General features: G+C 68.2%; 14 protein-coding genes. 7 read left to right on the top strand and 7 right to left on the bottom strand.

The window, feature by feature from the left end; all coding sequences use genetic code 11:
* Positions 1-239 (top strand): integrase core domain-containing protein (locus RCO28_RS39045; RefSeq protein ID WP_308946164.1); only part of this gene is annotated, 239 nt, incomplete at its 5' end.
* A gap of 24 nt (positions 240-263) precedes the next feature.
* Here the strand turns inward: RCO28_RS39045 and RCO28_RS39040 are convergent.
* Complete coding sequence (locus RCO28_RS39040; protein WP_308946163.1) at positions 264-2090, bottom strand: CocE/NonD family hydrolase; 1827 nt, start codon at positions 2088-2090, stop codon at positions 264-266.
* Between the two features lie 200 nt (positions 2091-2290).
* Here RCO28_RS39040 and RCO28_RS39035 point away from each other — a divergent pair, with 200 nt between their 5' ends.
* The 4 genes from RCO28_RS39035 to RCO28_RS39020 all read left to right on the top strand — a co-directional run bounded on the left by RCO28_RS39035 (position 2291) and on the right by RCO28_RS39020 (position 6204).
* Positions 2291-3064: a tyrosine-type recombinase/integrase gene (locus RCO28_RS39035; RefSeq protein ID WP_308946162.1), complete on the top strand. Its 774-nt coding sequence runs from the start codon at positions 2291-2293 to the stop codon at positions 3062-3064.
* An 86-nt stretch (positions 3065-3150) separates the two neighbouring features.
* Entirely contained in the window at positions 3151-3990 is an 840-nt protein-coding gene (locus RCO28_RS39030; protein WP_308946161.1) for a DUF6653 family protein, read from the top strand.
* Positions 3991-4115: 125 nt separating this feature from the next.
* On the top strand, positions 4116-5486 hold the full coding sequence (locus RCO28_RS39025) for a potassium transporter TrkG (protein ID WP_308946160.1): 1371 nt from the start codon (positions 4116-4118) through the stop codon (positions 5484-5486).
* A complete protein-coding gene (locus RCO28_RS39020) occupies positions 5479-6204 on the top strand; it encodes a TrkA family potassium uptake protein (RefSeq protein ID WP_308946159.1) in 726 nt (241 codons plus the stop codon). The genes RCO28_RS39025 and RCO28_RS39020 overlap by 8 nt, the downstream gene beginning before the upstream one ends.
* Positions 6205-6271: 67 nt before the next feature.
* Here the strand turns inward: RCO28_RS39020 and RCO28_RS39015 are convergent, their stop codons facing one another.
* Positions 6272-6403: a hypothetical protein gene (locus RCO28_RS39015; protein ID WP_308946157.1), complete on the bottom strand. Its 132-nt coding sequence runs from the start codon at positions 6401-6403 to the stop codon at positions 6272-6274.
* A 578-nt stretch (positions 6404-6981) separates the two neighbouring features.
* Here RCO28_RS39015 and RCO28_RS39010 point away from each other — a divergent pair.
* Entirely contained in the window at positions 6982-7662 is a 681-nt protein-coding gene (locus RCO28_RS39010) for a transposase family protein (RefSeq protein ID WP_308946156.1), read from the top strand.
* Between the two features lie 446 nt (positions 7663-8108).
* Here the strand turns inward: RCO28_RS39010 and RCO28_RS39005 are convergent, their stop codons facing one another.
* Complete coding sequence (locus tag RCO28_RS39005) at positions 8109-9278, bottom strand: cytochrome P450 (protein WP_308946155.1); 1170 nt, start codon at positions 9276-9278, stop codon at positions 8109-8111.
* Between the two features lie 93 nt (positions 9279-9371).
* Between RCO28_RS39005 and RCO28_RS39000 the strand changes: the two genes are divergently transcribed.
* Positions 9372-9989, top strand: coding sequence for a TetR family transcriptional regulator (locus RCO28_RS39000; RefSeq protein WP_308946154.1), 618 nt, complete (start codon positions 9372-9374; stop codon positions 9987-9989).
* A 248-nt stretch (positions 9990-10237) separates the two neighbouring features.
* Here RCO28_RS39000 and RCO28_RS38995 read toward each other — a convergent pair whose 3' ends face one another.
* The 4 genes from RCO28_RS38995 to RCO28_RS38980 form a co-directional block, all read right to left on the bottom strand.
* Positions 10238-10702: a GNAT family N-acetyltransferase gene (locus RCO28_RS38995; RefSeq protein WP_308946153.1), complete on the bottom strand. Its 465-nt coding sequence runs from the start codon at positions 10700-10702 to the stop codon at positions 10238-10240.
* A gap of 87 nt (positions 10703-10789) precedes the next feature.
* Entirely contained in the window at positions 10790-11662 is an 873-nt protein-coding gene (locus RCO28_RS38990) for an IS3 family transposase (RefSeq protein ID WP_308946152.1), read from the bottom strand.
* Positions 11598-11957, bottom strand: coding sequence for a transposase (locus tag RCO28_RS38985; RefSeq protein WP_374991332.1), 360 nt, complete (start codon positions 11955-11957; stop codon positions 11598-11600). Before RCO28_RS38985 ends, RCO28_RS38990 begins: the two co-directional genes overlap by 65 nt.
* 2179 nt (positions 11958-14136) lie before the next feature.
* On the bottom strand, positions 14137-14343 hold a 207-nt coding region (locus RCO28_RS38980), incomplete at its 5' end, for a hypothetical protein (protein ID WP_308946151.1).

The raw sequence follows: 14343 nt of genomic DNA, 5'->3' as shown, positions 1-14343 counted from the left end.
TCGGAGCCACCGGCAAACTCACCCGCCCCTACCGCCCCCAGACCAACGGCAAAGTCGAACGCTTCAACCGCACCCTGCTCGACGAATGGGCCTACCTACGGCCCTACACCAGCAACACCCAACGCACCGAAGCCCTGGCAGACTTCCTCCACACCTACAACCACCACCGCAGCCACACCGCACTCGACGGCCAACCACCGATCACCCGTGTGAACAACGCTTCAGGTCAATACAGCTAGGCCGTGTCCGTAAAGGCCCCTGGGCTAACGGACGACCGGCAGCTGCAGCACCCCGGTGTCCGACGGCTCGTGCGTGACCGTCACCGGCTTGACGCCCCGGTTCCCGTAGTACGCGTCGTCGCTGGCGGCGATCACGAACTGCAGGCGGTGGCCCTTCTCGTAGCGGTGCACGATGCCCGGCAGGGTCACGGTGAACTCGCGTGTCACGTCCGGGACGCGCGCGGGCGCGACGAGCCGGTGCACCAGCGTCTTGGTGCCGTCGGGCGCCACGTCGTACAACTTCGCGAAGAGCACCAGCTGGTCCGCCGCGTCCCCGGAGTTCTGCGCCCGCTCCGCCTTCGGCGAGACGACCTTGAGCGTGGCCTTCGGGGCGCCGACGACATCGGTGGCCTCGGCGAGCGGCTCGCTGGTCCAGTCGAGATAGGTGCCCTTGGTGTCGCGCGGGGCCGGGTCGCCGAGCCCGATGATCCCGGCGAGGGAGCTCTCGGAATGGCTGGTGGGCACGAGCCAGTTGCGGTACTCCCGGCTGCCGCGCGCCACCTTGGCGCGGTTGTCGACGAGCTTGCCGTCCCCGGACAGATACAGCTTCTGCGAGAGCGCCGGCAGCTTCTCTGCTGTGGCGTAGGCGTCGGCGCCCGGCTGCCAGTCGCGGTAGTACGCGAAGTCGGGCCCGGTGTCGACGTTCTTCTCCTGCTGCAGGTAGCGGTCGAACCAGGCGAGGATGCGCTTGCCGACGTACGACGTCTCCAAGTTGCCCTCGCCCAGGTTCAGTTCACCGGACGCCGGGTCCGTCATGCCGCCGCTGTGCCCCCAGGACTGCCAGACCATCTTGGCCTCGGTGCCGTTCTTCTTGAGCGCCTCGTACGTCGCCGTCGCCTCGTTGAGGTTGAACAGCGTGTCGGCCTGCCCCTGCACGAGGAGCGTCGGCGCCTTCACCCGGTCCAGATACGAGACGGGCGAGACTCCGCGCGCGTACCGCAGCATCTCGGCGGTGCGGTCGGCGGGATACCGCTTCTGGTCGAGCAGCCGCTTCGTCTCGCAGGCCCCGGCCACGAAGTGCAGGCAGCCGGAGTCGCCGATCCTGGACGGGTCGAGGCTCGGGTTCAGCAGGCCCTGCGCCTCGCCGATGAGGAAGAACCCGTTGGTCCACTGGTACTTGTAGGCACCGGGCGTGTCCGAGGAGACACCGCCCAGGGTCGGGGACTGCGCGGTGTTGTTCGGGTCGAGCGAGTACGCCAGGTCGTTCCAGGTGATCAGCGGTACGAGGGCGTCGACGCGCTGGTCCTGGGCCGCCGTGGCCATCTGGATGGCGCCGCCGTACGAGCCGCCGATCATGCCGACGCGCGGGTCTCCCGCCGCGTCCGCGCTCACGTAGTCGGCCTTCGTACCGTCGTCGGCGGCGCGCGTCCCGGCGAGGAAGTCCACCAGGTGGGAGGCGGCGCGGCCGTCGTACTCCGGTGCGTCGAGGGAGATCGGGCAGCCGGACTTGCCGAAGCCGAGCCCGGAGTAGGCGAGCGACACATAGCCACGCTCGGCGAAGGCCTTCGCGGTGGCGTCGGTGGACCCGTCGGCCTTGCTGCCGCCGAAGCCGTTGGTGGTGAGGACGGCGGGCGCCCTGTGGTCGGCGTCGACTCCGGCGGGCCGGTAGAGGTCGGCGTCCACGGTGCAGCTGCGGCCGCCCGCGTCGACGGTGAACTTCAGCGGGATGACGGTGAACTCGCCCTCGGCTCGGGCCTGTTGCGGGGCACTGTGCGCGGGCGCGGCGAGGACGAGGGGCGCGGCGACGGCGGCCGCTGCGATGCCGACGGAGAGGGCCAGGGTGCTGCGGGAACGCGAACCGGAACGGGACAACGCACGACCTCCACGCTGAGGAGCGAAAGTACCGCCGACTATGGCGAATCAGCATGAGTGGGACACACTGAACCGTATGGATCGGCGGATCGAGCGAACATCCCGATGTTCATACCGCTCGGGATGGCGTCGTGATGAGGACTACTCCAAACCCCCGCCGAACGCGCACACTTGTTCAACCGCGCCCTAATTCACACGCCGTGGGCAATACACCCGATTTAGTCAAAATCGCGTGGAACGCCTATGCCGGGGGGAGCGTTCCTGAACGATTGATCCCGTGGCACGACGCCATGGTGGACGAAGAACTGTCAGAGAAGACCGTGCGCAGCCGCATCTGCAGGGTCGACCTCGTGTGCCGCCACAGCGGCCTGTCCGACCCGCGCCACCTCACCGCCCAGCACATCAAGGCCTACATCCACGAGCGGGGCCTCCAGCCCGCCTCGGTCATCAAGTACCTCGAACACATCAGCCTGTGGGCCCGCTTCGCCGAGGTCGACGACCCCACCGAGAGCATCCGCCGACCGAAACCGCCCAAGTACCGCCCCAGGCCACTGACTCCCGAGAACTACCGGCGGGTCATGTGGCCGGGCGTCCCGGGAACGCGCCTCTCCTCCGATGTCGCCATCGCTGCGGCGCGCGTGGGCGTCCGGCTGACCTTCCACCAGTTCCGGCACACGGCGATCACCCGCTACTACCAGAAGGCCCGCGACCTGGTCGCGACGCAGGAGTTCGCCCGCCACCAGTCTCCCGAGACCACTGCGATCTATGCGCTGGCCGACCGGGGTAACCATCGCAAGATCCTCAACAGCCTCCACCAGGACGACGAAACGCCCGATGACGTGGCGAGCCAGCCGCAGACCGGGCAGGAATCCGATGCCGAACTTCTCGGCGTCCTCAAGCGGTTCGGCATGGGCCCGGACGACCTGTTCCGCCTCCTGCTAGGTCGGCGCTCCGGCGAGATCCAGGACGACTGACCCACTCCCGGGGGCCCCGGCGCCAGTCACGCCGGGGCCCTTCTTGTGCCACCCGCTGAAGCAGCCGGCCCACTGGCCGTGGACGTGTGCGGGGACACCTCGCTACCACTGCTGCCCAGCCCCGCATCCCCCGCACGCTCAACGCCCGCGCCACCCGCCTGCGCGACCGCCTCGAGGTCAGCTACGGCAGGGCATACACCGAACTCGTCCTGCGCGCCGCGTCGCTGACCACCTCGACCTCACCCGCCCCCGGCTGCGACGGGCCGGGCCGGTTCCTGGCCACGCAGGAGGCCACGAAGCTGAGCCGCGCGGGCCTGTACTACGTGGACGCCGACATGTGCGCCGTCGCCGTACGCAGGGGCATGCGCCCCAAGAAGGCACCGGTGACGCGCGAGCGGATGCTGCGCGGGCCGGGTGAGGAGCAGCTCATGGCCCGCATCAAAGCGGCAGCCGACTCGCACGGGATGTCCGACGAGTCCTGGAGGCAGCACGCCAACCCCTGGAGTGTCTGGACCCGTTTCGCCGCCATTCCGGCTTTCGAGCTTGCGGTGTGGAGCCGGGTGTGGCTGGGCTGGTGGTGCCTGGTCGGTGTCGTCGCGGTCGTGGTCTGGCTCTGGCTCAATGTGCGGCTGTTCGGTCCTGTGGGTCCCACGAGTTGGGCGGCGCGGGGCATCTACGGTGAGCAGCTCCACGTCGACGGCCAGGTTCCGGCCGGGCACAGGGCGATCCTCAACTGGCTGATCGCGACAGGCCTGTTCGGCTTCGGGTTGATCGGATGGGGGCTTGTCGACCTCGACGTCTGGCCGCTCGCGCTGGGGACGGTCATGGTGGTGCTCGCCCAGCTGTGGCGGATCGACCGCTACGGCCTGCTGTTCCAGTACCTGCGTGGCCGGACACCGGACGGCCAGTCCCCGGACACCACGTGAAGCGACTCCTCGCGCACTCCGCAGCCCCCTCCTGGATAGGGTGACGGCCTCAAGATCCTGACGGAATGTTGGCGGCCCCTTGGCGGTCCCTTGGCGTCGAACCTTCGTGAAGGGGCGGTGATGTGATGGCGCGCGCGACGCGGGTGTGGCACTCGCTGTTCACGACTCACCCGGCCCGCACCGTAGTCATGGCCTTCGCGCTCGTGACCGTCATCGGTGCCGTGCTGCTCGCCCTGCCCGTCGCCGCCGAGAGCGGGGACGCCACCGGGCTCGTCGCCTCCCTGTTCACCGCCACGTCGGCGGTGTGCGTGACCGGTCTCGCGGTCGTGGACACCGGCACGCACTGGAGCGGATTCGGCGAGGGCGTGATCCTGGCGCTCATCCAGGTCGGCGGCTTCGGCATCATGACCATGGCATCGCTGCTAGCCCTGCTGGTCTCCGGCAAGCTGCGCCTGCGCATGCAGCTGACGGCGCAGGCCGAGACGAAGAGCTTCGACATCGGAGACGTACGACGCGTACTGCTCGGCGTCGCCGGCTCCACGGTGATCGTGGAGCTCACGGTGGGCGCGCTCCTCGCGCTGCGCTTCCGGTTCGGATACGGCGAGTCCATCGGGGACGCCACCTACCTCGGGTTCTTCCACTCCGTGTCGGCCTTCAACAACGCCGGGTTCGGCCTGCACGCCGACAGCCTCACCCGCTACGCCCAGGACCCCTGGGTCACCCTGCCGATCGCCGCGGCAGTGATCCTCGGCGGCCTCGGCTTCCCCGTACTGCTGGAAGTCCTGCGGCACCGGAACCGGCGTACGAGGACGGGGCGCCGCAACTGGACCCTGCACACGAAGCTCACCCTGCTCACCACGGGCGCCCTGCTCCTGACCGGCACCCTGCTCACCTGCCTGATGGAGTGGACCAACAAGGGCACGCTCGGCACCTTCGACTGGCCCGGCAAGCTCCTCAACGGCTTCTTCCACTCCGCGATGACCCGCACCGCCGGGTTCAACAGCCTGGACATCGGCGCCCTTCAGGCGTCGACGCTCCTGGTGAGCTGCATCCTGATGTTCATCGGCGGCGGCAGCGCGGGCACGGCCGGCGGCATCAAGGTCACCACCTTCGCCGTACTGGCCGCGGCCATCGCCGCCGAGGTGCGCGGGGAACCCGATGCCTCGGTCATGGGCCGCAAGCTCGCCCCGCACGTCCTGCGCCAGGCACTCACGGTGGCGCTGCTCGGGGTGGGCCTGGTCATGGCGGCGACCCTCGCCCTGCTCAGCATCACCCGATACCCCTTCGAACAGGTCCTCTTCGAAGTCGTCTCCGCCTTCGCCACCGTGGGCCTCTCGACCGGAATCACCGCCGACCTGCCCGCCGCGGGACAACTGATCCTGACCCTGCTCATGTTCGTGGGCCGGCTCGGCCCGATCACCCTGGTCTCGGCGCTCGCCCTGCGGGAGCGCACGCGCCGCTACCACCTGCCCGAGGAGCGACCCGTCATTGGCTAACTACCTCCACAGCCTCCGGCGCCGCCGCCGCAAGCAACTCGCCGACCAGTACGCGGCCAAGGCCCCGGCGGACCAGCGCGTCGCCGTCATCGGCCTCGGACGCTTCGGCAGTTCGCTGGCCAACGAACTGACCCAGCGCGGCTGGGACGTCCTCGGCATCGACACCGACGACCGGCTCGTACAGAAGTACAGCGACAACATCGCTCACGCCGCGGTCGCCGACTGCACCGATCCCGAGGTGCTGCGCCAGCTCGGCGTCCACGAGTTCACCAGCGCGGTCGTCGGCATCGGCACCGACATCGAGGCATCGATCCTGGTCACGTCCAACCTCCTGGAGGCGGAGGTCCCCAACATCTGGGCCAAGGCGATCAGCCGCCAGCACGGCCAGATCCTCGAACGCCTCGGTGCGCACCATGTCGTCCTGCCCGAGCACGAGATGGGCGAGCGCGTCGCCCACCTGGTCACCGGCCGGATGCTGGACTTCATTGAATTCGACGACGACTTCGCCCTGGTCAAGACCGTCGCCCCCGGACTCGCCACTGGCGTCCCGCTGGGCCGCAGCCAGGTCCGCAGCAAGTACGGCGTCACCGTCGTCGGCATCAAACGCCCCGGCGAGGACTTCACGTACGCCACCGCCGAGACCGTCGTCGAGAAGGGCGACGTCATCATCGTCACCGGGAAGACCCACGCCGTGGAGGCGTTCGCCGACCTCGGCTGAAGCGCGTTTGCCTGACGGCGTCCAGAAGCTGCGTCCCCGGCGCCTCCAGCCTTCATCCGCCGGTCAGTCAGCCAGGCCACCAGCCAGGAGCACCACCCGGTCCGCACAGTGCGTCCAGCGCACCCGCCACCTGGTACCGGACCGCCATTGCGGGCCAGATCAGGACGATGCCGAAGGCCGCCGCTCCGAGCAATGCCACACCAGGCATCCTTCTTGAAGACGGTGTCGGACAGGCACTGTCCGACGTCGGCGAGGCGGCGGCCGAGGATCGAGGTGATACGGGCCGAGAGTGACGATGGCCCTGGTCAGGGTGCGACCGTCGACGGAGACGCGGAAGATGCGGACGCGGCCCCGTTTGAGGATGAAGAGGGCCTCGCTGGGCTGGGTCGGGGAGAACACCAACTCCCGGAGGTGTAGGTCTCCATCGGTGCGGCTTCTGCAATACGGGCCATCTCCTGCTCGTCGAGATCGCAGAAGATGTCGACCTCGGCCAGGCACCACGTCCTGTCGGCTCCACGGCTTCGGTCATGCGGGTGAGCTCCAACAAGCCGCCTGTGCAGGAAAGTTGCTCGGCATCTCCGATGGTGAAAGAGATCCTGCCGGCCAGCCCTGCGGCCTTTGCCGAACCTCGTGCCCGAGCTGTGTTCGCCGCCGAGTAGTCCACTCCGTCCACGTGGGCTTCAGCGTACGTACGGCACTGCTTGAGTGGTGGCTGCCGCACAGGCGCGGGAGCCTAAAGCGTGTTGCAGAAGGCTGCGAGGCGGGCATTTCCGTTGTATGGGTGGGGTGTTGAGGGCTGAGCCGAAGTGGGTGGAGACGTTCACCGGGCTGCGGATGCGGCAGTTCGAGCGGCTGTTGAAGGTGGTTCGTGAGCGAGGCGGCAACGGTCCCGGTGGAGGCCGTCCGTGGTGTCTGCCGCTGGCGGACCGGGTGTTGTTGGTGGCCGTCTACTACCGCACGAACCTCACGATGAGGCAGCTCGCGCCGCTGTTCGGCTGCTCGCCGGCGACAGTGTGCCGGGTCATCCAACGGCTGAGGCCGCTCCTCGCGATCGAGCAGGCGGCGCGGCCCGCTGACATGGTCGGGCGACTGCGAATCGTCGACGGCACCCTGGTCCCGGTCCGCGACCGCAAGGTCGGTGCTTCCTCGCGCAACTACCGGTTCTCGGCAAACGTGCAGGTCATCATCGACGCCGACACCCGGCTGGTCATCGCCGCGGCCCGCCCCGTTCCCGGGAACACCTCGGACGCCAAAGCCTGGCGTGACTCCGGCCTGGCACTGCTACCGGGCGAGGAAGAAGGCAATGCCGAGCACCGTAGAGTCCGGGCCCGCGTCGAGCACGCCTTCGCCCGAATGAAGCGCTACAAGATCCTCCGCGACTGTCGGCAGCGCGGCACCGGACTCCACCACGCCGTCCAGGCAATCGCCCACATGCACAACCTCGCCCTCGCTGCATGAGCAGAGCAGCCGACAACCCCGGCACCGACATGCCCGAACGCAACCTTCTGCAACACGCTTTAGTCGTCAAGCGCCGTGGAAGAACAGGGCGAATGTTGCCTGCTGCGACGCTGGTCCTCGTAGTGCTCCCCTGTGATGGGTAATCAGTCTGGCGACTTACCCACGATCGGCGGGGTGTCGTCCGAGATGGCTTCGCAGCCGTAGGGCTGCGGCCACAGCGCCGTCCATACGGGCTGGTTCCGCTGGTCCGCTCCCCAAGTGGCGGCGGCCGGGGCCGCCATGGCAGACGAAATCCCGGCCGGGTGAAGTCGTGGTGCAGTCCGCGGGAGAGCTGGAGGTTCTCGCGGCTCATGCCATAGCTCATTGCGCTGCCCAGCCAGTTTTCGCGTTGTGCCACCTGTGGTGGGTCACGCAGACTTTGCCCCGGCGAGCGTCGCCCTGGCGGGCTACCAGGTCACGGGCAGGGACTCCAGGCCACCGGTAAGGGTGTCGGCGCGCACGCGCAGCTCTTCGATGTCGACGGCGAGCCGCATGCGTGGGAAGCGCGGGATGAGTCGGGCGAACACGGCGTGAAGTTCCATCCGGGCCAGCGGGGCGCCGATGCAGTAGCGCGCCCCGTGGCCGAACGTCAGATGCGCCGGAGTTGTGCGAGTGGCGTCGAAATTGTCGGGGTCGGTGAAGGCGGACGGGTCGTGGTTGGCGGCGCCGGTGTCGAGCATGACAAGGTCGCCTGCCTCGATGGTGACGTCGGCGATCTCGATGTCGGTGCGGGCGTAGCGGGGAATGCCCCCGCCGCTCTTTCCGGGCATCCGCAGGATCTCCTCCACCACGCCCGGCAGCAGGGCAGGGTCCTTGCCCGCGGCCTGCCACTGTTCGGGGTGGGTGAGCAGGAGCAGTGCGCCGAGGCCGATCTGGACGACGGTCGTCTCGTGTCCCGCGAAGAGCAGGGCCATGGAGAGCATGGCGATCTCGTCGTCGGGCACGTCCTCGGTCGCGCACAGCGCGGAGATGATGTCGTCGCCGGGGTGACGGCGCTTGCGCGTGACGAGTTCCTGTCCGTAGGCGAACAGGTCGCCGAGCCCTTGTTCGGAGCGGGAGCGGTCGAGGATGTCGGCGGCGGCCTGGGTCCAGGCGCGGAACAGGGTCCGGTCCTCGTAGGGCACTCCCAACAGTTCGCAGATCACGAGAATCGGGAGGGGGAGGGCGAGGGCGGTGGCGAGGTCGGCGGGCGGGCCCTGGGACTCGAGGGCGTCCAGGAGCTGTTCGGTCAGCCGCTCCACGCCGGGCCGGAAGGCTTTCATCCGGCGTGGGGTGAAGTGCGGCTGGAGCAGCGACCGCATCCGGGTGTGGTCGCTCTTCTCGCTCTCGTAGTTGCCCTGAGGGCCGCCGAAGAGGGCCGACTCCCCGGAGCGGGCGGCACGGTCGGGGTCGGGGTGCGAGCGGCCGAGCCGGGGGTCGTCGAGGAGCCGGCGCACCTGCTGGTAGTCGGTGACGAGCCAGGCGTCGTCGCCGACCCGGGTGCGGATGCGGTGGACGGTGCCCTGCTTCTGGAGCGTGCGCAGGAGCGGCGGGACATCGAGCAGGCCGGGCTGGTCGAAGGGGAGGCGGACAGTCATGGGGTCCTCCTGCACATGGGCCATTTGTTTACTTTGACGTAAACAAACTTACTTGTACACTCGCGTGTAAACAAGAGGGAGGGCAGCCAGCCCATGACGGAGAAGACCCCTGCAGCAGCCGCGAGCACGGCGCCGGTGAAGCGTCTGCGCAAGGCGGAACGGCGGGAGCAGATCCTCGACGCCGCGACCCGCTCCTTCGCCCGTGCCGGCTTCACCGCCACCAGCCTCGACGATGTCGCAATGGAAGCTGGCATCACCCGGGTGCTGCTCTACCGGCACTTCGATTCCAAGGCCGACCTGTACCGCGCCGTCCTGGACCGCGCCTGCCTGCGACTTGCCGACACCGTCGGCGAGGACTCCTTCGACGACGACTCGATCCCCGCCCTGCTCCAGGCTGCCTCCGCCGACCCCGACGGGTTCCGACTGCTGTTCCGTCACGCCGCGCGCGAACCGGAATTCCGCGACCTCATCGACACCCTCACCCGCGCCTCGCGAGAGATCGCCCAGCAGAACCTCGCGCAGCGCATCCCGGCGGGCCCGTGGCTGGAGTGGGCGGCCCAGGTGATCCCCACCATGACCATCGAGGCCGTCATCGCCTGGCTCGACGCCGGACGACCCGACCCGGACCTGGCAGCCGCCCGCATCCGCCAGGCTGTCGACGGCGTCATCCACGCCGCACACCCCTCACCCGCAGACCCCACCGCTTCCTGATCGGCCCTGGGCTTGCAGTCGGGGCCCGTTCAGATGGCTTTGACGCAGCAGGCGGTGTCGCAGCAGCGCATGGGCTACGGCGAGGCCGCCTGGCACTCGATCACAACGCTGCGCACGGGCGGCCTGTGATTGCACATGGTCGCCTCTCACCGACGCCAACTCCGTAACCCCCTACCGGTGACGCCCAGCGCGGACAGCGGGGCTGACAGGGGGCAGCAGAAGTTCCCCACGTAGGGCCAGTTGAGACGTCAGGCTGTGTGCGTCGTAGCGAGCTCAGGCAATGCCCTACCCCGGCAGCTACTTGGCCGGGCTGTCGTGGACGAGGGCTTTGGCGAGCCAGTGGTCGGCTCTGCCGTGGCCCTCGAGGGCGGGATCTCCTCATAGGCGTGCGCCGCGTACAGGGCCCGGGCCTCGGCGAGTTGGCTGTTCGTCTCGCACACCATGCGGGTCGCTCCCAACTCCTGCGCCGCGGTCTCGGCGGCCACGAGCAAGCCCCGCCCGAGTCCTGTGCCGCGCCCGGCAGGCCGTACGAACATGCGCTTGAGCTCCGCCGTCTCCGGGACGCCAGGCAGCAGCCGTACGCCGACGCAGCCAAGGAGGACACCGTCCCCGTCGCGCGCCACGAGGAACATGCCGCTCGGCGGAGCAAGGTCGTTGTGAGGGTCCCGCGCCATCGCCCGTCGCAGTTCGGCCTCCGCGACTGGACGCCCCATCACTCGCTCCGGAACGTCGCAGTCCTCAGTAGCTGCAGCCTTAGCCCTGAGCTTGTTCCGCTTTGACGGACACTGTCGGTGTGGTGGTCAGGCTGCGAGGGCGGTCTCGTATTCGGCGGGACTGCGGTAGCCGAGGCTGCTGTGCAGTCGGTGCAGGTTGTACCAGCCCTCGATGAAATCAAAGATCGCGGTGCGGGCGAGGGCCCGGCTGGCCCATTCCCTCGTGTCGAGCAACTCGCGTTTGATGGTGGCGAAGAACGACTCGGCGAGTGCATCGTCCCAGCACTGGCCGGTCCGGCCGACCGAGAGCCGGATGCCGAACTCGGCTGCCAGGGCGGCGAATTGCTGACTGGTGTACTGGCAGCCGCGATCCGAATGGAAGACCACGGGGCGGTCGGGCCGAAGTTGTCGGCAGGCTGTTTTGAGGGCGTCGGCGACCAGGTCGGTCCGCAGGTGGTCGGCGGTTGCCCAGCCGACCACACGGCGGGAGGCGATGTCGATGACGGTGGCCAGGTAGAGCCAGCCTTCGCCGGTCGGGATGTAGGTGATGTCGCCGCACCAGCGGGTGTCAGTCGCCGCCGGGTCGGGGGTGAAGTCCCGCAGGACCAGGTCGGGCCGCAGGGCGGCTCGAGGGTCGGCAACGGTGGTCATATGTCGCCGTCTGCGGTGCCTGCCCTGCAGCCCGGCTGCCCGCATCAGCCGGGCGATACGCCACCGTCCGCAGTCGGTGCCGCCCCGTTTCAGGGCGGCGTGGATGCGCGGGACGCCGTAAGTTCCGCGCGAGTTGGCATGGGCCGTCGTGATCTGCTCGGTCAGCTCTGCGTCACGAACCGCTCGCGGGCCGGGCTGACTGCGGCGGCGGGCATAGAAGGCGGTGCGGGAGACCTTGAGCAGTTCACATGCGCGCTTGACGTTGTGGCCTGCCTGCTTCTCCGCCTCGATGAACGGATGCACCGTCACCGGGTCTCTTCGCGAAGAAAGCTGTCGCACGCTTGAGGATGTCGACGTCCTCGCGCAGCCGGCGATTCTCCCGCCGCAATGCGGCCAACTCCTCGCGTTCACTGCTGGTCAGACCGTCCTTCTCGCCCAGGTCGATCTCGGCCTGGCTGACCCACAACCGCACCGCGGTCTCGGTCAGGTCGAAGTCCTTGGCGATCTGACCGACCGAGCGGTCACCGCGCCGGCACAGCTCCACGATCTCCGCCTTGAACCCCGGCGCGAACGAACGGCGAGGGCGTGGCTTCTTCTTCCCCATGCTCTCCATGATGGACATCCTTCCGGGGCAGAACCCCTGATCTCGGATGTCCGTCAAAGCGGATCAAGCTCAGAGAGCGCACGGCGGTTGCTCGCAAGGGCGTGGTGGTCGCCGAGCTACTGGACCCCCAAGAGGCCCACTGGCTCCAGGAGAAGTCCCGCCATGTCCGCCAAGGCTTCATGGATCCGAAGCAGAAGGCAGCGTTCGAGGAGTTCCTTGCCCGGCAAGCACCCCTCGATGAGCAGTGACGCCCCGACTCATACCCTGCGGTGCCTTGTCATTGGTCCGGGCTCAGGTCCGGTCTGTGCGGTGTTGTGGGCCCGAGCGACTGGCGGGATTCACGACGTCGGGGCCGGAGCAGATGTTCATGAGAAGGCAGCACCTATGGATCGAGTTCACCAAGGTCGTCAATCAGCAGGCGTCAGCTCGGCCAGGTGCCCGCGAGGGCTGGCTGACCAGGCACTTGCGGGTTGCGGATTCCTGAGAAATTCTGCGGCGTACTTTCGATCACTGTGGGGCGGGCAATACGCAATGGCATTGGTTGATGGTGAACCGCCACGACGCCGGAGGCGATGGAGTCATGACGACGCAGTCGAGGTGATGCGGGCTGTCGGCGTAGAACCACAGGAACCGTTCCCTGGTTCAAAAGAGCCCTGGACCTGCAAGTGCACTGCATGCGGCCATGTCGGTCGGCCCCGGCTCGGCGGAATCCTCAACGGCCAAGGCGGCTGCCGCCCATGCGGCAACCGCAAGGCGGCAGCCAGGCGCCGGCTCCCCCAGGACCGAGCCGCTGCCGTCATGGTCAAGGCAGGACTGGAGCCCCTGGAGGACTATCCCGGTGCGATGACCCCATGGCGTTCCCGCTGTCTGTCATGCGGCAACGAGGTCTCGCCCACCTTCGCTCACGTCCAAGATCGCGGCCGTGGTTGTCGGTTCTGCGCCACACACGGCGTCGACCTTGCCGCCCCCGCACGCGTGTACGTCATAGCCCACGACGGCTGGAAAGCCGTGAAAATTGGTATCGGAGCCTGCAGCGGCTACAACTCCCGCCTCCTGCAGCATCGTCGGAATGGCTGGGAGGTGACTTATACACGCGATTACCCGACGGGAGCTGCTGCCCACGACGTGGAGCAGACAGTCCTCTCGCAGCTTCGCGCCAGCGGCTTGTGTCCCTTCCTCAGCCCCGAGGTCATGCCGAACGGCTTCTCCGAGACCTGTAGTTCCGAGCGAATCACCGCAGACGAGCTACGGCAGATGATCACTGACGCGACCGAGGACAGGGGTGGCACAGGCTACATCCCGGCCCAGGGGATGAGGCGCCGCTCCGCCGCCTCGCTGCTCGCCCCGGAGGCAGCAGCCGGCGAACTGCGCCAGGCCGGGTTGGAACCGCTGGAGGACTACCCCGGCTACGTGAACAAACCCTGGCGCGCCCGTTGCCTCACTTGCGGGCATGAGGGCAAGCCTCGCTTGAACAACATCCGCCGCGGCGGCGGATGCCTCCGATGTCGCAATAAAGCCGTCCGGACAGCGGAAGTTGAGGCGGGTGCCGCCAAGGCCGAGGAGGTCATGCGTGCAGCGGGATACGAGCCACTGGAACGGTACGCGGGGTCAAACAAGCCCTGGCTTTCCCGCTGCCAGGCATGCGGCAAGGAGTCCACTCCGCGGTACTGCAACGTGAATCAGGGCCGCGCGAGCTGCAAGTACTGCGCAGGGCAAGTCACCACCCCCGCCGAGCAGGCAGAGTCCGAGATTCGAGCGGCTGGGTTCCTGCCGTTGGAGCCGTATCCCGGTTATGTGAGCAGGCCGTGGAAGTGCCGCTGCGTCGAATGTGGCAACGAAGTCCTGCCACGACTCCAGACTGTCCGCAAAGGCACCGGGTGTCGTTACTGCTCAGCTCGTAGACGCGGCGAAGCCCGCCGAGGCACACGCTATCGGCGTCGGGAGGGGCTATCGGGGAATTGATTCATCGTCAGCACGGAGGTGAATCAATCCATCCAAGCGCCCGGCTTCGGACACCGACCAATGTCGCGGTGGAGGAGCGCGGGCATGCCGTGCCCTATGGGATCGCGTGAGGGAGTTCCGCTGAACACGCGCCGGGTCAGTGCTGCCGTCAGGCCCCAGCTGGGGAGAGGGTTACCAGCTCATTGGAGAACGGCAGGAAGGTCATCCCAGTTGGGCGTCATTGCATGGAGTTTACGAGCTGCGCTTCGCCTGTAGTTGCGGTACAGGTGCCGGGTGTGGATGACCCGTGTCTGGCGGGGTTCGATCCGTCGCCGTTGAAGTCGTCCCCGCGCGCGGCGAGTTCACTGCCGTCGCCGTGCGGTACGGGCAGCAGCGGGGCTGTGTCGGCGTTCTTGGCGGCGGCCGGGGCGGGGGGCGCCGGTTC

This window comes from Streptomyces sp. LHD-70 (genome assembly GCF_031157275.1).
GTDB lineage: Bacteria > Actinomycetota > Actinomycetes > Streptomycetales > Streptomycetaceae > Streptomyces.
This window is presented reverse-complemented; position numbering and strand designations above follow the sequence as displayed.

Coding starts and splice junctions, on each gene's coding strand:
- RCO28_RS39025 (WP_308946160.1), top strand. CDS start 4,116: ATGGCGCGCGCGACGCGGGTGTGGCACTCGCTGTTCACGACTCACCCG.
- RCO28_RS38995 (WP_308946153.1), bottom strand. CDS start 10,702: ATGGGGCGTCCAGTCGCGGAGGCCGAACTGCGACGGGCGATGGCGCGG.
- RCO28_RS39000 (WP_308946154.1), top strand. CDS start 9,372: ATGACGGAGAAGACCCCTGCAGCAGCCGCGAGCACGGCGCCGGTGAAG.
- RCO28_RS39010 (WP_308946156.1), top strand. CDS start 6,982: ATGGGTGGGGTGTTGAGGGCTGAGCCGAAGTGGGTGGAGACGTTCACC.
- RCO28_RS39005 (WP_308946155.1), bottom strand. CDS start 9,278: ATGACTGTCCGCCTCCCCTTCGACCAGCCCGGCCTGCTCGATGTCCCG.
- RCO28_RS38985 (WP_374991332.1), bottom strand. CDS start 11,957: ATGGGGAAGAAGAAGCCACGCCCTCGCCGTTCGTTCGCGCCGGGGTTC.